This window comes from Pseudomonas sp. B21128, assembly GCF_044218865.1.
Lineage (GTDB): Bacteria > Pseudomonadota > Gammaproteobacteria > Pseudomonadales > Pseudomonadaceae > Aquipseudomonas > Aquipseudomonas iridis.
Map to the genome: position 1 here is coordinate 5,023,181 of NZ_CP162590.1, position 16,665 is coordinate 5,039,845.

Annotated in this window: 24 protein-coding genes; 2 read left to right on the top strand and 22 right to left on the bottom strand. The window is 58.3% G+C overall.

What is annotated here, in order from left to right; genetic code table 11:
* Positions 1-44: 44 nt before the first annotated feature.
* The 7 genes from AB4P91_RS22660 to AB4P91_RS22690 form a co-directional block, all read right to left on the bottom strand.
* The gene (locus tag AB4P91_RS22660; protein ID WP_395603752.1) at positions 45-1,013 is read right to left on the bottom strand and encodes a major capsid protein; all 969 of its coding nucleotides are present in this window, start codon (positions 1,011-1,013) and stop codon (positions 45-47) included.
* 12 nt (positions 1,014-1,025) lie between these two features.
* Entirely contained in the window at positions 1,026-1,736 is a 711-nt protein-coding gene (locus AB4P91_RS22665; protein WP_395603753.1) for a hypothetical protein, read from the bottom strand.
* A gap of 648 nt (positions 1,737-2,384) precedes the next feature.
* Positions 2,385-3,431 carry a phage head morphogenesis protein gene (locus tag AB4P91_RS22670; protein ID WP_395603754.1) on the bottom strand — a complete coding sequence of 349 codons (1,047 nt, stop codon included), beginning with the start codon at positions 3,429-3,431 and terminating at the stop codon, positions 2,385-2,387.
* Positions 3,421-4,839: a DUF4055 domain-containing protein gene (locus AB4P91_RS22675; protein ID WP_395603755.1), complete on the bottom strand. Its 1,419-nt coding sequence runs from the start codon at positions 4,837-4,839 to the stop codon at positions 3,421-3,423. Before AB4P91_RS22675 ends, AB4P91_RS22670 begins: the two co-directional genes overlap by 11 nt.
* Positions 4,840-4,847: 8 nt before the next feature.
* Entirely contained in the window at positions 4,848-6,149 is a 1,302-nt protein-coding gene (locus AB4P91_RS22680) for a terminase large subunit domain-containing protein (RefSeq protein ID WP_395603756.1), read from the bottom strand.
* The gene (locus AB4P91_RS22685) at positions 6,136-6,597 is read right to left on the bottom strand and encodes a DUF2280 domain-containing protein (protein ID WP_310407443.1); all 462 of its coding nucleotides are present in this window, start codon (positions 6,595-6,597) and stop codon (positions 6,136-6,138) included. The genes AB4P91_RS22680 and AB4P91_RS22685 overlap by 14 nt, the downstream gene beginning before the upstream one ends.
* A gap of 30 nt (positions 6,598-6,627) precedes the next feature.
* Complete coding sequence (locus tag AB4P91_RS22690; protein ID WP_395603757.1) at positions 6,628-7,251, bottom strand: putative metallopeptidase; 624 nt, start codon at positions 7,249-7,251, stop codon at positions 6,628-6,630.
* A gap of 865 nt (positions 7,252-8,116) precedes the next feature.
* Here AB4P91_RS22690 and AB4P91_RS22695 point away from each other — a divergent pair.
* Positions 8,117-8,347, top strand: a complete 231-nt coding sequence (locus tag AB4P91_RS22695; protein WP_115148298.1) for a hypothetical protein — start codon at positions 8,117-8,119, stop codon at positions 8,345-8,347.
* A gap of 30 nt (positions 8,348-8,377) precedes the next feature.
* Here AB4P91_RS22695 and AB4P91_RS22700 read toward each other — a convergent pair whose 3' ends face one another.
* From AB4P91_RS22700 to AB4P91_RS22710, 3 genes are read right to left on the bottom strand one after another with little or no spacing between them, the layout of a single operon-like run.
* Positions 8,378-8,878, bottom strand: a complete 501-nt coding sequence (locus tag AB4P91_RS22700; protein WP_395603758.1) for a DUF2514 family protein — start codon at positions 8,876-8,878, stop codon at positions 8,378-8,380.
* Positions 8,875-9,213, bottom strand: coding sequence for a hypothetical protein (locus AB4P91_RS22705; protein ID WP_150601495.1), 339 nt, complete (start codon positions 9,211-9,213; stop codon positions 8,875-8,877). Before AB4P91_RS22705 ends, AB4P91_RS22700 begins: the two co-directional genes overlap by 4 nt.
* On the bottom strand, positions 9,213-9,584 hold the full coding sequence (locus AB4P91_RS22710; RefSeq protein ID WP_150594750.1) for a chemotaxis protein: 372 nt from the start codon (positions 9,582-9,584) through the stop codon (positions 9,213-9,215). Before AB4P91_RS22710 ends, AB4P91_RS22705 begins: the two co-directional genes overlap by 1 nt.
* A gap of 181 nt (positions 9,585-9,765) precedes the next feature.
* Between AB4P91_RS22710 and AB4P91_RS22715 the strand changes: the two genes are divergently transcribed.
* The gene (locus tag AB4P91_RS22715) at positions 9,766-9,963 is read left to right on the top strand and encodes a hypothetical protein (protein WP_115148295.1); all 198 of its coding nucleotides are present in this window, start codon (positions 9,766-9,768) and stop codon (positions 9,961-9,963) included.
* A 571-nt stretch (positions 9,964-10,534) separates the two neighbouring features.
* On the opposite strand, the gene AB4P91_RS22720 is transcribed toward AB4P91_RS22715, so the two are convergent.
* The 12 genes from AB4P91_RS22720 to AB4P91_RS22775 form a co-directional block, all read right to left on the bottom strand.
* Positions 10,535-10,837 carry a hypothetical protein gene (locus tag AB4P91_RS22720; RefSeq protein ID WP_395603759.1) on the bottom strand — a complete coding sequence of 101 codons (303 nt, stop codon included), beginning with the start codon at positions 10,835-10,837 and terminating at the stop codon, positions 10,535-10,537.
* Positions 10,838-10,965: 128 nt separating this feature from the next.
* Positions 10,966-11,547 carry a hypothetical protein gene (locus AB4P91_RS22725; protein WP_395603760.1) on the bottom strand — a complete coding sequence of 194 codons (582 nt, stop codon included), beginning with the start codon at positions 11,545-11,547 and terminating at the stop codon, positions 10,966-10,968.
* Positions 11,544-12,125: a recombination protein NinG gene (locus tag AB4P91_RS22730; RefSeq protein ID WP_395603761.1), complete on the bottom strand. Its 582-nt coding sequence runs from the start codon at positions 12,123-12,125 to the stop codon at positions 11,544-11,546. Before AB4P91_RS22730 ends, AB4P91_RS22725 begins: the two co-directional genes overlap by 4 nt.
* Positions 12,122-12,289 (bottom strand): hypothetical protein, encoded by a 168-nt coding sequence (locus tag AB4P91_RS22735; RefSeq protein ID WP_395603762.1) that lies wholly within the window; start codon positions 12,287-12,289, stop codon positions 12,122-12,124. The genes AB4P91_RS22730 and AB4P91_RS22735 overlap by 4 nt, the downstream gene beginning before the upstream one ends.
* Positions 12,289-12,690, bottom strand: coding sequence for a recombination protein NinB (locus AB4P91_RS22740; protein WP_395603763.1), 402 nt, complete (start codon positions 12,688-12,690; stop codon positions 12,289-12,291). Before AB4P91_RS22740 ends, AB4P91_RS22735 begins: the two co-directional genes overlap by 1 nt.
* The gene (locus tag AB4P91_RS22745; protein WP_395603764.1) at positions 12,687-13,118 is read right to left on the bottom strand and encodes a hypothetical protein; all 432 of its coding nucleotides are present in this window, start codon (positions 13,116-13,118) and stop codon (positions 12,687-12,689) included. The genes AB4P91_RS22740 and AB4P91_RS22745 overlap by 4 nt, the downstream gene beginning before the upstream one ends.
* Before the next feature lies 1 nt (position 13,119).
* The gene (locus AB4P91_RS22750) at positions 13,120-13,926 is read right to left on the bottom strand and encodes an ATP-binding protein (protein ID WP_395603765.1); all 807 of its coding nucleotides are present in this window, start codon (positions 13,924-13,926) and stop codon (positions 13,120-13,122) included.
* Positions 13,916-14,722: a hypothetical protein gene (locus tag AB4P91_RS22755; RefSeq protein ID WP_395604996.1), complete on the bottom strand. Its 807-nt coding sequence runs from the start codon at positions 14,720-14,722 to the stop codon at positions 13,916-13,918. Before AB4P91_RS22755 ends, AB4P91_RS22750 begins: the two co-directional genes overlap by 11 nt.
* The gene (locus AB4P91_RS22760; RefSeq protein WP_395603766.1) at positions 14,722-15,024 is read right to left on the bottom strand and encodes a hypothetical protein; all 303 of its coding nucleotides are present in this window, start codon (positions 15,022-15,024) and stop codon (positions 14,722-14,724) included. The genes AB4P91_RS22755 and AB4P91_RS22760 overlap by 1 nt, the downstream gene beginning before the upstream one ends.
* A complete protein-coding gene (locus AB4P91_RS22765; RefSeq protein ID WP_395603767.1) occupies positions 15,021-15,755 on the bottom strand; it encodes a phage antirepressor protein in 735 nt (244 codons plus the stop codon). Before AB4P91_RS22765 ends, AB4P91_RS22760 begins: the two co-directional genes overlap by 4 nt.
* Positions 15,756-16,139: 384 nt before the next feature.
* On the bottom strand, positions 16,140-16,340 hold the full coding sequence (locus tag AB4P91_RS22770) for a hypothetical protein (protein WP_039012569.1): 201 nt from the start codon (positions 16,338-16,340) through the stop codon (positions 16,140-16,142).
* A gap of 29 nt (positions 16,341-16,369) precedes the next feature.
* Positions 16,370-16,609: a hypothetical protein gene (locus AB4P91_RS22775; protein WP_047304406.1), complete on the bottom strand. Its 240-nt coding sequence runs from the start codon at positions 16,607-16,609 to the stop codon at positions 16,370-16,372.
* Positions 16,610-16,665: the final 56 nt, after the last annotated feature.

Here is a 16,665-nt window from a genome sequence, read left to right on the forward strand (position 1 = left end):
TGTCCTCGCGGAACCGGGCACGAAGCCCGGCTCAGCAGTCACGGTTACTTGGAGGCATCACCGATCAGAGCAACACCGGCGGTGTGCTTGATGCTGGTGGCGGTCTTGTCCCAGTTGGTGCCGGTCGCCAGCTCGGCGTCGGTCGGCGACTTGCCGCCGGTGGTGGTATCCCAGGTGTAACCCTTAAGGCCCAGGCCGAAGGTGTAATCGGTCTGTAGCGTGGTCTCGATGCGCTCCTTTCCGTTGGTGGTCTGGACGTTGCTGATGATGTCCCGACCGTCGTGCACCATCGCCGCGCCCTGCACCAGCGACAGGACGATTTCCTTGTTCGGCGTACCGGTCTGCATCAGCGCCGGGGCGTCGGTCACAACCGAGATCTTGCCGAGGATGTCCACCACGCGAACATTGCCTGCTTGGAACAGTTGCTCGCTGTTAGTGAGCGCTTGACCGACCAGCTTGTGGTAGGTGGTGCCCTGCATGATCTGGGTTACCAGCGACTGACTCGCATCGCCAAACTTCGCGTGGGCGTTGTTCAGTGCGGCTTGGCTGATGCCAGCAGTTGCAGAGACGTCGTTGACGGCTGCCGCCTGAGCGGTGATAGCGGCCACCAGAGCAGCAATCGCGGTGTTAAGCTGATCCTTCAGCAGGATCTCGGCGAACGCGCGCGAAGCGACTTCGATGCCCTGAGCGGTTGGTCGCTCCAGCCAGGTCATCTGCGATGGCTCATAGCGGATCGGGCCGAAGCCGCCGGCGACCTTCACCGACGAGTTTTTCAGCTCGGTCAAGTCGGTGATTGGTGCGGCGCCATTGGCGGCGTAGCGATCGACGCGGCGCTGAGCGGCGGCCAGGGTCTGGAAGAATGACTCCTGGAGGAAGTCGCCAGTGAAACCGTCAGGCGACAGCAGGATGGCGCCACGGCTGGCAGCGTTGAACGCCACCAGCATCTGGTCCAGCGTCTCGATGGTCGCCGGCATTACGTATTCGTTGAAGACCTGCATTTGCGACAGGGACATGAGTGATTTTCCTTATTTCTGAGGGAGGTCTGGGAACCGGCTCGCGATTGCGGCCTGTCGTTCCTCTTTGGTGCCGCCGATGTTTCCTTTTGCGGCCCCGCCGCCTTTCCCAGCACCGCCGGCCCCGCCGCCCGATGCCTTGCTGCCAGCGATCAGCGGACCAAAGGCCGGATCGTTGGTAAATTCTGCTTTCAGCTCGTCCAGCGTTGCCGCCGAGAGCTTGCCGGCCGCGTCCAGCACGACGACGGTTGGTTTGCCGTCGCGCTGCTCAACGCTGAGCCGGCGTTCGATGTGGGGAAGCAATGCCTTGGCGCTGCCGGGAATGGCCAGAGTGGTCGCGATCTCGGTAGCAGTACGGCCCACAGTCAGATCCCGGATCTGGCCTTGCAGTGTGCTATTCGTGCTTTCGAGTTGGCCGGTCAGCTCAGCTTCGCGGCGTGCGTACTTCTCAGACCAGGATTTTTCGAGCTCTTCGACGTTGCCGGACTTGCGCAGCGCCTCTTCACGATCCAAGCGTGCCTGGTCCTCGGCGGCTTTACGCTTCTCGGCTTCTGACTTCTTCTCGTCCAGGAGCTCTTGGACTTTGGATTTCAGACCGGAAACATCTTCCGGCTGTGGCAGCCCTTCAATGCCGAGGACGAACTTGCCGTCCTTCTCGACGTACAGGGCCTGAATGGATTCGTCGACGCCTTCGAGGCTGTCCAGTTGGAATTTCAAGGTCATTGCTGTCTCCCAGAGACGTAGTGCAGGCCCTGCCTGCGGACATAAAAAAGCCCCGTCGTTGACGAGGCTTGTGTAAATCGTGGGAATAAAAAAACCCCGGCGGCTGCCAGGGCTTTGGGGTCGGAAATCGCGAATTCGTGTAGCCGCTTTCCGATGAATCTAGTTGCAGAAGGTCGAATTACCAACTTGAGTACAAGAGCGCCCATCAGAACCGTAAACCGTATTTCCGATCTGCGTTGCACTAGAGCCGTCAGAGTTGTACATCGTGTTACCTATCTGTGTGCTCGTCCCGCCACTGGAGTCGTACGTGCTGTTCCCGATGCGAGTGGACGTCGAGCCGTCTGAACCGTAGGTCGTATTCCCTATTTGGTTATAGGAACTTCCATCAGATCCGTACACCGTATTACCGATGCTATTGTAATTCGTGCTGGGCTGTCCGTAGATGTAGCCCTGAGCATTGGCGCTAACGGTGACAGTTGCGATCAGCAGTGAAGCGCCGATAAGAGGCCATTTCATGGCAGAGCTCCTTAATTGATATCAAGAAGCTATCAGATGAGCTTGACGCGTACAATCAGAGCTAGACCAACAGTACCCTCTCCGTTTTTCTAAGCAGTAGATGCTCAACTGCGCCTCCATCCCCAGAGTTCATTACCTTATGCCTGCCCGCTCAAACGCAAGCGGCTCAAGATCCTTCAACTGCTGGAGCGTAAGCGTCTTACCGTTGTCATCCACGAACTTCTCCAGCGCCAGCTCGCCCTTGGTGAAGAGCGCGTAGCGGTTCGGGCCAAGGATGTCTCGCTGGAAGGCAGCAGGCTGCCGCGCCAGCCATTCCTGATAGCTCGTTTTGCTCGATACCAGCGCCACCCCTTCAGGGCCGATTGTTGGCCGCGTTGAGCCTTTAATCTCGCGGGCAAACTCGTCTTTCAACACAGGAATGAGCGTCGTGCGGCAGCCCCAGTGATACGGCGGCTTCGGCCCATCCAGCGGGATCACCGTCTGGTCTACGCTCATGCAGAACAGCGTGGTCTTCGAGTCCAGAGTCGCCACCCTGCGCATTCCTGCCAGGATGTCGTCGTTCGCCTTCAGCGTCTCCACTCGCGCCGTGCTGGCGATGTGGTTGGTCATGGTGCGAACCAGTGCGCCAGCCTGGTCTTGCTGCAGCTGGTGAATGCTCGTCAGCCGTCGGCTGATCTGCTGGCTCGTCTCACCCAAGCTGGAGCCAATCTGAATCTCGCCGATGATCTCGGCGGCCTTCTTGGTTCCGAACTGGTCGAGTGCGCCGCTGATGCTGATGCGCTGAATGCCCTTGCGCGCTTCGAGTTGCAGCGGATCAGCCAGGGCTGCGGCGGAGATCATCTCGGCTGATGGCACATTGAGCTGAACCACCGCACGGACAACCTTGCCCAGCATCGTCGCGTTGAACTGGGCCTCGTAGGTGGCGAACTCGCCGAGATCTAGCTGAGCGCGCCCTTTGAGATCGTCGTAGATGCCCCGCAAGTCGCCCTGAAGCGTTTCGATCTGAGTGTTGTACCGACGCGTACCGTAAGCGCTCAGGCCGTCCGACACGCGCTGCTTGGCGGTCTTGATTGCTTTGGTGATGAACGATGCCACACGCTTCAGGTTTCCGCAGGCGTACCGCTGGACGTAAATCTGGTGCCGCGTGGCGGCGTCCTCAAGAAAGCCTTCATTGCTCATCGTTCCCGCCTACAGGTGGCGCGCTGGCCAGCTCTTCGTCGATTTTCTCGTCAGTGCGATCCGCTTCAAGCAAACCGCCCTGACGCAGGTTCACCCGGACATCCGACTTCGCAATGAAGCCCTGCTGCCACAGTTGCACCTGGGCAAGGATGTCTTGCGCGGTCATCGTCTCGTCGAAGAACGACTGGTTGAGCCAGAACACCGTGCCCTTCTCGTCCGCCGCGTCCATCATGAAACGCTCGGCGTCGAGGATGGCTCGCTTCAGGGCCTCCGATACGTTGCCGGCGATGGTGCCCAGCACGCTGTTGTCCGAGCTGTACCGGATTCGGACAGCCTCTGCCGTCTCCGCCCCGCTGCCCTTCTGGACGACACGGGCGCCGATCATCAGCATCTGCTCTTCCTTGTCCTTCATCAGGGTTCGGGCGAGCTGGGTTTCGGTGGCCTGCAGCATGACCGCAGACCCGGACTTGCCAAGGTTGTGACCACGCCGCGAACCTATGTGCATCCCATTCGGGTTCAGCTTTGCGAACTCGTCGGCATCTATGCTGGTGGTGATGAAGAGCGTCGGCTGGCTGCTGATGAAACCGCTCTCCTCCACCGTGGCGCTATTGCCGTAGTGCAGGATGTTGACGTCGGCCAAGTCTTCCAGCGGAGACTTGTCGATGCTGGCGTCGTTGTTCTGGGCGCCGTAGAAGCTGAACGGGATGTGATCGAATGGCTGGCCGGCCTTATCGGTAGGCTGCGTCTCCTCGACGCTTTCCTCGCCTTCCTTGTAGACACGCTGAATGTATCGCCCATCGACCAAGAGCAAGACCCGGTTCTGCTGGTACGTCTCACGGGACAGGTCGGTAGGGTTGAACTCAGAAACACATTCCCGCAGGTTCACGTACACCAGACGCTTCACGCCATCGATCACCTGCTCGTCCCAATCGATGATCGACATGGCGTCGTAGTGGTGGATCAGAGCGCGCTTGGTTGCCAGATCGGCCATCGAGCTGACACCGCTTTCAGTGGCCACGGTTGGGAAGTCGACCAGAAAGCCGCCTCGCCCGCTGTCCAGGCATTCGCCAACCGATTCTTTCGACAACTGCTCAAGGCTGGTGCCGTCTCCGCAGGCGTTCTCCTTCAGGTACTCCACCGCAGTCGGCAGCGAGAGTTCGGCAGTTTTGCGAAAAACCGCCCCCATCAAGCCGGTGCGCGTGCGACCGGTGATGTTGAGGAACATCGCCCGCTTCTTGTACTGCTTATACCGAGCCAGGTTCTCAGGTGATTTGTTTTCCGGGTCTGGCATCGGCAAGTATTCGTCGTGCTTGCGCACCTCTCGCGCACCGGCTACGCAGCGTTTCACCAACTGCCAGCCAGGCAGGGCTTGTGCGTACTCTGCCCGGGGAGTGCTGAAATTCGCCATGGATGGCCTCAGAAGCTGAATGTGACAGGAATGTGCGTGACCGGCCGGATGACCGGGTAGTCGTGGTGGATGAAGTAGCCGCCTGCGTCGTTCGCGTGGTCGACGCCTGACTTCTTGTCTGGCTCGCCATTCGGCGCCCACACCTGCTGCTCCAGGCCATCGGCATAAGTCGGGCAGCGCAGCGGGTTGACCAGGTAACGCCGCTCGCCATTGGCGTTGCAGAACATCGCGTTCATGGCGTTGATGCGGTCTTTCACCGGTGGGTTCGCATCTGGTGCAATGACGCTGAATCCCGCTTGGCGCAGGATGGCAATGTCTGTCTCACTGGCATTTACCGACTTGCGGGAGCCACCCGAGGCATCCGGATAGATTCGAATCTCGCAAGTTTTCTCGTAGTCCTTGCCGTTGTAGCGCCAGTAGCGCTCCTTGATGCGCCTGATCATGTCCGGGGTATCGAAGCCATCGATCAGCTCGTCGACTGCCAGAGGCTTCCCGTCTGCGCGTTTGACGTGCGTGATCGCCGCCATCTTGCCGACGTTGAAGTCCATGCCGATGAACAGCGGCTCGCCTGGCTCAACCGCATCGAAGCAGCCATTCAGCTTCCGGTCGTACGCGTGGTAGATCGAACCGGCATTCAGGTTGACGAACTGCCCGTTGAGGTAGGCCAGGATCAGCTGCGGCGGGTAAGACTCCATCAAGGACGGGATGTAATCGGGCGGCAGGTTCAACTCGTTGTCGAACGTGCTGGCTTGCACCAGGCCGTACATGCCTTGGAGCGAAGGCTTCTCGCGCAGCTGCTTCACGAACTGCTGGTAGACGAACTTGAAGCCTTCCGGGGTGGTGGTCACATCTACGCCGTTCTTGAGCCCCGGCTCGTTGTAGCGCATCCGAGCAATGATCTTGCGCCACGCATGTTCAGCCTTCAATGCGGGCAAGACGTCCAGCTCATCCACCAACGCGTGGCCAATCTTGAAACCAACAATCGTCTGCGGCTTCTCCATCGAACGGCAGATGGTCGTGCTGCGATACTGACCGCCACTGTAGAACTCGACCTCCTTGTCGCTCTCCTTCGTCTTGACCTTCAGACCCCAGTCGAAAGCCACCTCTTCAATCGTCGGGAAGAAGATGTCGCGGATCTGCGGATAGGTCGGAGCGAAGTACCCCGAGTTGATCCGAGGCCATTCCCATACGTGTTTGCAGATGCCTGCGCAGCCTACCCACGTTTTCCCGGAACCAAACCCAGCGACAAAGCCGCGAAACTTGTTCTCCATCTGGAGGAATTTTGCCTGCGGTACGTTAAGCGTCGGCATCAGGCTTCCTCGCGTCCACCACGTCTACCTGCACTCGGGTGGGCGGGAGGTTGTCGTGAGGGTTTTCGTTTTTGGTTTGGCGATTCACATAGACATCGCCGACTTCCTTCGCCGCCTGCTCCAGCAACTGGGCAGTCAGCGCTATGTTCTTCATGTTCTCGGCCTTCTCGGCCATGCGTCCCAGAGTGCGAAGTCGATACGCTCGGTTGGCGATCGGGATCTCTGCCGTCTCTTCGCGAAACCTCTTTCGGGTGTCGTTGAACAGCGTCTGCCACTTCACGTGCAGGTTGCGTCCAACGTACTTGGTTGGGTCGTATGCCTCGCACTGCTGGCGGGTAACTTCGAGCCCGAATCTTTCTTTGACGGACGCCACCACTTGCGATGGCGTGTCAAAGCAGGCGAGAGCCTGTACGACAAAGGCTTTCACCTCGTCTCTGAGTGCGGCCATAAGTGGGCATCCGTCAAAGTACTGTCAAAGTCAGGCCGACTTGAGCAGACAGGTTCCGCAGGCCCTCGATATGTTCATTTTCCCCACCTCGGCAGGATTGTTTGCAGCGTCCACCAGCTCTTGCACTTGAGGGCTTGCCCCATACCGACGCACTACACCGACGAACTCTTCAACGTCGTGTCCGCGCATCTCAAGCTTGGGCAAGCCTTCCTGGGTGAACTTGGGTGCGCCGTACTGATCTTTGGCCTGAGCGATGTGATAGAGCTCATGCTCGACCAGTGCGCAGAAGTCAGCGTCGGAACACTGGGCGCAGTAGTCAGCAGCCAGCGTGATGATGTAGGCCGGCACATTGCCGAACCAATCCAGCATCTGCTGTTCCATTCGGGCCTTCTGCCAGCCACCAGCGCGGAACGCTACCTGTTCGGCCTGGCCCACCACCGTGCGCCCCTTCTTCGTGAAGGCGGCAGATGCCCACATGACTCGAACATCCGCATCGATCAGATGGGCATGGTCTTCGTTGTGAATGCTGCCGGCTTCGGCAAGGATTTCGGCTTGGAGCCAGTCCCACACTTCTGGCGCAGGTATCAGACGAATACCAAATTCAGATAGCTCTGACAGCTCAAGCAATGACGGCGAGGGCACCGGCCTGTTCATGCGGCCTCCCATTCGGGTTGCTTGGTTGTCATGCGCTTTCCTGAGCCTCAATAGTCCGAAAATTTTACACATATGAAACGCGATGAATTCGCAACTCTACATGCACATTCGAATGAGTATTCGGTGCAACAGACTGTCCGTCGGAAGCAATCCGGCGTCACTTGATCGAATGGCCAGTAGCCGCTATTCCTTTTACCTGCCACCGACTTGTCTTAGAGGAACAAGCATGATGCATAGATTTGTCACCATCCCGGCAACCCCTAAAGAAACGGGCACCTGGCGAAGCGGTGTGCGCTTTTACAGCACCACAGCTCCCTCCGGATTCAACATTTACGACAATGAAAAAAAGCAACGGCTAGAGTTTTGGGTTCTAACCCGAGCAGAAGCTGATGCGGAGTGCGAGAGACTTAACGCGGACTGCTTCGAAAGCATGTTCATTCGGAGTTCTATTTCAAGTCCACCATAAGCGCTGCTTGATTACGTTGATCACTTTCAGCCCGGTGTCGCGACACAATTTGCTGATTCGCGAAACGTGTCGCGTACTTCATGGTAAGAGCCGACCAATAAATGCTGGCAAAAGACACGCGGTGGAGGCAATCTGCCTTTCCCTTTAACTCTTATGAGTCAGCGATGCCGACGACGCAATCACAGCCATGGCCAAGGCTCGAGCTAACTTCGGATATTTGACTGAAGCGCAAGATGAAGTCCATCTGCTACGGTTGAAGAACGGGGCGTCCGGCTACAACCAATCCCTTAAGATTGCAGGGGTGATAAGTGACGACCAATTGACGCAGTTGAGCGAAGAGCTCGAATGTGCGTACCAGGTGTCCCGATTACACATACAGAGCACATGAGGCAGGTTGCTATGAGTGATATAGATCTTCTCTCAGACGAATACACGTCACTGCAAGAACGCTATGACCAGATGATAAAGAATCCTCCAGCTTCAGAAGCAGACTTACAAGAAGCCCTACGAGAGCTCGCTGAGACGGCCCGGGAACTCAAAAAAATTGCAGCCGAGATTGGGATGCGGTATGAAAAAACAACCAGGCCTGACGGACCCAATCTTCGCTTGGTGAAGAAAGACGGCGACTGACCTCCGTTGGCTATTCTTTGTTAGCGAGGTTTAAGTGCCCTTCTGCGCAGCCGCGTATGCCGCCTCACACGCAAAGCCGGCTATTCGGCTTCGATCAAGCGCTTCTGCCATTCTTCCCGCTTCTTCGTCAGCGCTTCTACGCAGTTCGGCGAGCAGAACGGTAAGGTTGGCTCTTGCCTTGCTTCCTCTGGCAACCTCGGCAGCACAAGACTTTCTCTTGGCGAGGAGGTCGGCGATTTGCTGCTGCAGGCTGCGAGCCCGGTTATCAGCAACAACAACGGCAGCCGACACATGCTCAGTTTTGGCTTTCGCATCATCGGAGACTCGATTGATGTCATTGGTGATCTCGCGCTGAATGCGGAGCGTGTTGGTGAGCGAGTCCACGCGGGCGGCGGCAGTGTCGCGCTCGGCGGTGATGGCTGCTCGATCGTCCTTCACGCTATCGAGACGCAGCGATAGGTAACCGACGACAACGAGCGCTGCCAGCACCACCCACAACCATGCAGGGACCAACTTCAGCAAGGCGCTCATGGTGTCTGACGTTCGACGGCTTCGTTGACCTTCTCCGCCGCCTTGCTGGCGGTGTCCGCCGCTTGGACTGCTGAGTTCGATGCCTCTTGCACCTTCACTGCCGCGTCCTGCGCCTTCTCTGCCAGGCTGTTGAGGCGAACGTCACGTTTGCCCAGCGCGGCGTCGTAAGCTGCGCGCACCTCGGCAAGCTGTTTTGTCTGCTCACTGCTGGCTGACCAGACCCCGGCTTGGTAGCCAAGGATCGATCCGCCAGCTACCAGCAATAGGGCGATGACCCATACCTCGGCTCGTCTCCACCAGTGGCGGGCGATGAAGTTGATAGCGCATCTGTCCATCAGTTGATACCTCCGAGCTGAGCCCGCAGACGCGCAATCTCTGCGCTCTGCGTGGTCACTCTTTCAGTGAGGGTCGCAATCTGTCCGGCCAGAAGCTCTACCCTGCCTTCCATGCGGCCGACGGTAGCGGCAAGCTCGTTGCGCTCCTTGGCGAACTGGTCAGCGCGGGCTTCGGCGGCGTTGGCGCGGGCACGCTCGGTATCGAGCAGCTCATTCAGCCGGCGGACGGTGCCGATATCTGCGTTATCCATCGCCCGGTCAGTCGCGTCCTTGGAGAGGAACTTCCTTAACCACAACAGGCCGCCGAGCAACACAGTGCCGGTACCGCCGAGCCACGCGAACGTGCCAGGCCCCAGGTCGTTAGGATCCATCGCCACTCCATAGAGAAAGGTGGCCGAGGTACGACCTGTACATATAAGTCAGCTCCAGCAGCACTCCCAGCTCGGGGCTATGGGTGTGGGGAGCCGAAAACGAAAGACCCGCTAGATGCGGGCCATGACTTGCGGCTAGTATCGAAATTCCACTCTCGAAAAAGCCACAAAAGGAATTGGTATGAGCAAATACAAACTCGTTCACCTGAACTGCGGGAACATCAATCAATGGCCACACTGGAACCTGATCGCAACGATCATGCTGCCAGCCGGAACCACAACGACTTACTACCCCGCGATCCCAGACAACGCTGACGATCTGACACTGGCTGAGTTAAAGGCCTACGCCCTTTCCGAGTTCGAAAAGGCCAACGACTGATTCGACTTTCTGAAGCCGCTGCTCAAGCAATGGCGCGGCGGCATCGGATTCACCCTTTGCCGCCAGTATCTCGAGTTTGATTCCTCGAATCTCAACGAGGATCTCATTCACGGAAGACTCAAGGCTTGTAAGCCGATTTTCAATATCAGCCATATCGACCCCCTCAAACGAAAAAGCCCCTGCGAATGCAGAGGCCCTGAATAGGTGCGCTCGTCTTTCCGAGCTGTCGGCCAAAGACCATCCCAGCGTCGACGCCCCTTTGCATCGATCTCGCTGATCCAGTCTCGCGCCACCCTGCAGCATTGTGAGGTCAGGGTGCACGGGCTGCCGGTGTTTTTCCGTAGCACTGCACTTGCCGGCTTATCAGTGTCCAGGCCTTCCGTGAGGCCGCCCTGGCTGCGGTGAATGAGTCAGCTCCAGCAGCACTCCCAGCTCAGAGCGATGGGTGTGGTGGAGCCGAAATGGTGGGACGTGATACATCCGGGAAAGCATCCACTTTGGTAGAAGCTTTCCTCGGAGGTACAAAAAGCCCGACAAATGTCCGGGCTTTTTATGTTTCTTCCAGGCGTATTCAGCAGCGCGACAGGCCTTCACCAACGCCAACACCTTCAGGCGCAGGCTTGGTCGAGGTCATCACGAAGTGATTGCTGGATGCGCGCAGGTTGAAAGCGAGACCTTCATCAGTCGACTGGCCACCCGTTCGCCACATCGCGAGAGTGAGCTCCATGCGCTGCATCGCGACACCCTGGGGCTCGGCCAATGCCGCCAGGTGATAGCTTGCGGTGCGCAACGGTTCCGCCATCGCGGCCACAGAGAAACAGGACAGGCAGGCGGCGAACGCCAACCCGAGATACATCGTGATTCGCTTCATCATCGGTCATTCCTTGCAGGTTGGGTTTTCTCAAGACGCAAAAAACCCCGCTCGAAAGCAGGGTTTTTGTGTCAGTTGCCGAAGGCAAAATTGTAACTATGGCGAAATGATGCCCTCAGCCGTGCGGGAAGTCAAGCAGCCTCTCGCATCTTGTAAATCACCCCACCAATCGGGCTCAAAGCTCGAGCGTCGATGTCATAGCAGGCATCAAAACAAAGCTGCACAAACGGCTCCCAGTCCCGACCCCATGCCGCTGAAGGAAGCTCGATTCCGTACTCCCCTCTCATCCATGCGCGGAACACTTCGGGCTTGATCAGCGGATCGGCATTCGCTGACTGTCCGCCCTGGTGCATGTACCGGTACCGACGGAAAACACCCTTGGCGACATACTCGGCGCGCTCCCGCTTGCTGGCAGTCATGCGCTCTACACGTGAGCATGCCAGGTTGAATACCGCCGCCTCGGCGTCCTCCCGATCGTCATCTGTCGGTTCAGCTGCGTACATGGCATTGCCAAAGGCCCGAAGCTGGAAATGGAGACGCGCGATCGCCGACTGAATGTGGCCGGCCAACGCTCCGTGCATTGCAGGGTTCGCTGTAGGACCGCGCTCTGTGCTCTGCACTCTCACACCCAGCTCAGCAGCGTCAGACGTCTGGCCGGGGGCCGGGTTGTAATTGCAATCGTGCCAAGCCTGGCGTGCGGAATGGATTTTCATGCTGCTCTCCCCTTCAGCTCTCTTGTTTTTGCCCGGTAATCGGCGGTCATCGCCTTCAGTTCCTCGATGGTGTACTTCTTGGCATCATGAGGGCCTTCCAGCCACTCGACCTGATCTATTCCGACGCGCTTCACCAGCTCTACCCTGTAGTTCACTATGTTTCCAGACAGGTGCTGGTTGCATGGCACACATTGTTTGTGGCAGTTGAGCGGCTCGAATCGGAGGGCTGGGTTACTCTTCACCGTCCGGTAATGACCCGCGTCATACTTGCCCGGATGGTGTCGCCCGCAGCTGATGCACGGCAGATTGGCGTCTCGCTCCCTCACCCACGCGTTGAAGGCTTTCTGCGTGTCTTTCATGTGATCCGCCCTGCTCTTCAGCTTCTCCTTGCGGACCTTGATCTCGCGGCGTTCGCGCTGGGCGAACGACTTGCGCTGCTTCTCCTGTCGCTGACGGATGATCGCTACTGCACAGTCAGGCGAACACCAGGTTTGAAATGGCTGCGCAGGGACGAATGTGGCTCGGCATTCGGCGACTCGGCATTTCTTCGGGCGGGACCGCTTCACAGTGAGGTTCATAGTGCTTTCCTTGCAGCTCGCTCTACTTCTTCCTTTCGGTCTTTGCGCTTGCGTTCGAACTCTGCGAGCGATTGCTTGCGGCGGCGTTCGATGAAATGCCCAGCAATCACCCCGACGACCAAGGAGAGGAAAATAACAATCCAGAATTGCTCTGCTGGAGTCATCAATACCGCCCTCCCCACTTGTCCTGCTCAGTCCAGCGCACGTCATGCTCGGCGCCGAAGGCATGCATCAGCTCGAACAGATCGCTGAACCATTTCTGCGATTGCTTGCGGGTCGATACGGCCATCACGACGAAGCCGCCGTCGAGGCCAGGCTCCGCACGCTGCTTCTCCAGCGAGGCGCTGAAGAGGCACTTCCAGTCCTCACTGCTCAGCTTCTTGCCGTGCCAGATGACCTGCTCAGATACATCCTTGAGCATTGCCCACATCTTCCGGTTGCAGACGTCAGGGCGCTTCTCGTCCTTGATGACTACGATCTTGGGTTTGGTGAAGTCGGTGGCGTGCAGTACGCCCATCAGGCGGCTGATATCGCGCTGACTGCGGATTGCGAACTCCGTGCTCATGACTGCTCTCCCTGGCCCATGGCGGCGTCGCAGTTCGCGCAAACACCGTCATTCGCATCCATGAAGCCTGCGCCGTAGGAGTTCGCCGCGTGGCCGTCACCGCAGGAGCACCAGACAACCTCTTTGCTCGGCGCGGACTTGCGCAGCGCCTCAACCTCAGCCTTCAGCCCCCGCACTACCTGCTCATAGGCTTCGTAGCCGGTCTGCAGGCCGGCGTTTTCGGCCTTGAGTCGGGCTACCTCAACCATCAGCGCCTGAACGTTATTCGACTCGTTCTGCCAGTGCTTGCGGGACGAATCGTTCTCGGCGATCAGGGCCAGGACTTGCTCAGGTGTCGCTTCTGCGGAGAAAAAGAACTTCTCACCGCTGCTGTACGTCTTGCCAACGGCTGCCTCGGCCAGCCGTTTGAGTTCGGTGTAGTCGTTCATGTCAAAAGCCCTCCTTGCCGCGCTGCGATTCCCAATCGAAAGGAACAACGATCATTCCACCCTCGCGCAGACGGTCGACGCAGCGGTCACCCATTGCGGGCGGCAACTGGCTGGCTTCGAGGTTGGAGATCACCACCGTGGGGCGCTCCTGCTCGTAGCGGCCATTGATGATTGCAAACAGGGTCGTCAGCTCGAAGTCGCTCGGCTGCTCCTTGCTCACGCCTACCTCGTCCAGCACCAGCAGATCGGGATCGATCAGGCTCGACAGAATCTCGGCCTCGCTGCGTTCGCTGTGCTTGTCGTACGTGGAGCGGATCGCTTGAAGGATTGCGCCGACAGTGCGGTACACGGCCGTGCGGGACGTGTTGTGCAGCAACTCGTTGGCCATGCCGGCGCCGAGGTGCGTTTTCCCGGTACCGGGCTTGCCAATCAGGACCATGCAGCGACCCGTCTTCAGGATCTCGTCAAAGATCTGCACGTAGTGCTGGCAGAACCGGAGGGCTTTGCGCTGGCCATCGTTCTCGGCCTGGTAGTTACCCAGGGTGCGAGTGGTAAAGCGTTTCGGGATCAGCGCGTCGCCCAGCTTGCGAGCGAGGGACATGCGCAGCTCCATCGCCTTGTTGGCCTGCTCAGCGGCTTCGGACTTCTCGCGGGAGATACGAGTGCACTCAGGGCAGTTGCTTTTCAGCTCCCGGCCCAGCACAGGAAAGACCCGCTGCTCGTACGCGCCGTGGGTTTCGCACTCGGCAGGCTGGATGCGAGTGCCGGGCGGCAATTCCGGAGTGGCTTGGACTGGTTCAGAGCGCATAGCTGCCGTCCTCCCGCATCTTCAGGCCAGAGGTGTAATCGCGATCGGCGAAGCCGGTATGGCGGGATTGCGGGAACGGGTGAACATTGCTGGCGAGCTCGGGGATCTCGTCCTGCCAGCGCTTGCCGTTGAGCCACGTCGCAGGGTGCGGGATGAACTGGCCCCGCTCCTTGGTCCAGTCAGGCGTCAGAACCTGCTTGGCCAGAGCTGCGACCATCAGGTCGTACAGCGCCTGAGTGACCTTGAGCTTCGCCCACGCCTTCTCGGCCTTGTCCTTTCCGACCTTGCGCGGGTAGAGCTTCCAGAACTTCGGGAACAGGTCCTCGGTCACCACCGGAGCAGGCGACGGAGTGAGGGAATCAGGAATCAGGAATCCGGAATCAAGAGAGAGGGAATCAGCCGGGAAAGAACTGTTCTTGTCTGGTGCTTGCACCGGGCTTGCACCATGCTCACCCTCTGAAGCCTCTACACCGGGCATTTCAGGGATGACGCTCTTCGCCTCTTTGACGTGAGGGTTCTGGTGCTTCGACCAGTTCACAATCTGGATCGCCTTGAATGATCCAACGGTGTACCGCGTGATGAACCCCAAATGATCCAGGTCGGCGAGCATCTTTTCGATGTCGACGTTGTCAGCCGGGAACAGAGCCATTTTCAGGCGGCGCGGGCGATCTTCGAGGCGCCCTTCCCGATCTGCCTCGGTCCACATGCCGATGAAAAGGAGGCGCGTTGCAAAATCTACTTCGGCCAGGTGTTCATTCGAGAAGAACCCCGGCTTTATGTTTCTGGATCTGGCCATCATTGGGCCTCCGGTGCGTTCTGTGCAGAGTTGTAGCGCTGATATCCTTCGCCAAACTCATGGCAATAGGTTGCAGGCCAAGCGCCTCTTGTGCCGGGCTCAACGAACACGTAGCGCATGCTGAACTCGCCAGTGCGGTCCGGCGTGGACTTGACCCAGACGTGTACCGGGCCGCCCAAGAACCAGTCTGGACATTCTTTTACGGCCTCGGCCATGAACAGATCAAAGTCGTGATGACCGCGACTCATGGCGATGTAGGTGTCGCTGCCGACGGATTCGATTTCCAGCGGATAGGTTTTCATGCGGCACCCCGCAACGCTTTGTCATGAGTGAACAGTCCGTCCCAAGTCTTCTTCATTGGCAGCTCGCCGGCCAGGTACAGGTCGTACAGGCGCACAGCGCCCTTCTTGAGCAGGACTGGAGTGAAGGAAACGAACGGCTCTTTGCCGTGGGGAGTGACTTCGTGCTGATGCTCGGTCATGTATTTGTCGCGGGCGTAAGACGCCACGCGGAAGCGCAGGCCAGATTTGCTCTCGTTGTAGAGCCAGTTGCGGCCTTCGAGGAACTTGCCCACCTGCATGACGTTGACCCCATTGAGGCCCTTGCAGAATTGGGTGTGCGTCATCCCTTCCTTGAACAGGTTCTCCATGGAGTGGATTTTGGTGGCCTGTGCCTCGACCTGGATCGACAGCTGCAGACGCTGCTGCTCAGCCTCGAACGCGATCTGGATAAGATCCATGCGGGAGAGTTCGCGTGGCTGAGAAAGCGCATTGATCTTGGAGACGACCGAGCGGCGTACTGCTTTCGATTCCCGCATCGAGATCAGGAGGCACTGATCCTTGGTCAGCATCAACGCCTCAGAGGCTGGGCCGCGCTGATTCCTTACTACGAAAGTTTCGTAGTATTCGCCGTCCAGCTCGTCGCGGCACCGCGCGGTGAAATCATTGCGACGAACTTCGCTTTCGCCAAATTCCTTTCGGGCCGCGTTGACCAGGTCGAGCAAGTCGAAGCTGCTCATTTTTTCACGCGACACGTTTTCACCGTTGCCAAATTGTGTCGCGACACTGGCCGGGGTATTGATCGTTTGGATTGATTGGTGCATGATTTGCTCCACAACGCGTTTTAAGAGAGCCGGGTCACTACCCCGGCTTTTTTTCGTCCCGAATTTGGCAGAGGCCCTCTGGATTACCCCGAAGAGTCCCTGCCAGAGGCCCTCATTGGGGTCACCAGTTGAAGGACTGGCGCCTTCTTCCTCCCCACCTCGGAAAGCGCCCCACTCGCGATGGCGGTTTCCGTCATTTCGTTGATCGCACGGCTGAAGCTCCAGCCGTTTACGCGCATAAGTTCCTCCACTCGCTGTCGAGTACGCGGAGGCAGCCTTTCCAGCTCTACGGTCATTTGGCCCTCCAAAGGGGCTTCAGCCCGCGATATCTTCTTGTTTGTCCTGCATGAGTTCCTCGATCACGCCATTGGCCACTGCCCACTCGATGATTTCGTAGAGGTAGGTGGCGTGCTGCATACGGGTTTTGGTCGCGGCCTTACGCAGAATCCGATCAAGCACTGGTTCAAAACGAACCTTCACCGGGATGGCGCGCTTTTGATTGGGGTCCATGTACATGCTTCGATGCTCCTGGCTGATGAATTGGGTTATGCAGCTGATTTCTTGGGGTGAGCCTCGGCGAGCAGCCAGGCAGGCTCGAACGGCTTGCCGTTGATGCTGGCAAGGTCTGCAATTTTCTTGGCGTATTGGGTTTCCCCGGTGTACTCGGTGCGCGGCAGAGCGTCGGCGACGAGCCACTTGTAGATGGCGCGCGGAGTTTTTCCGCAGGCCAAAGCCACAGCCGAAACACCGCCAGCAGCGTCTATCGATTTCTTGAGCGGCCGCATAAGGCCTCCGAGTTAAATATGAACTTGCGGTACATATTATGTCGGAACTGAAAGTA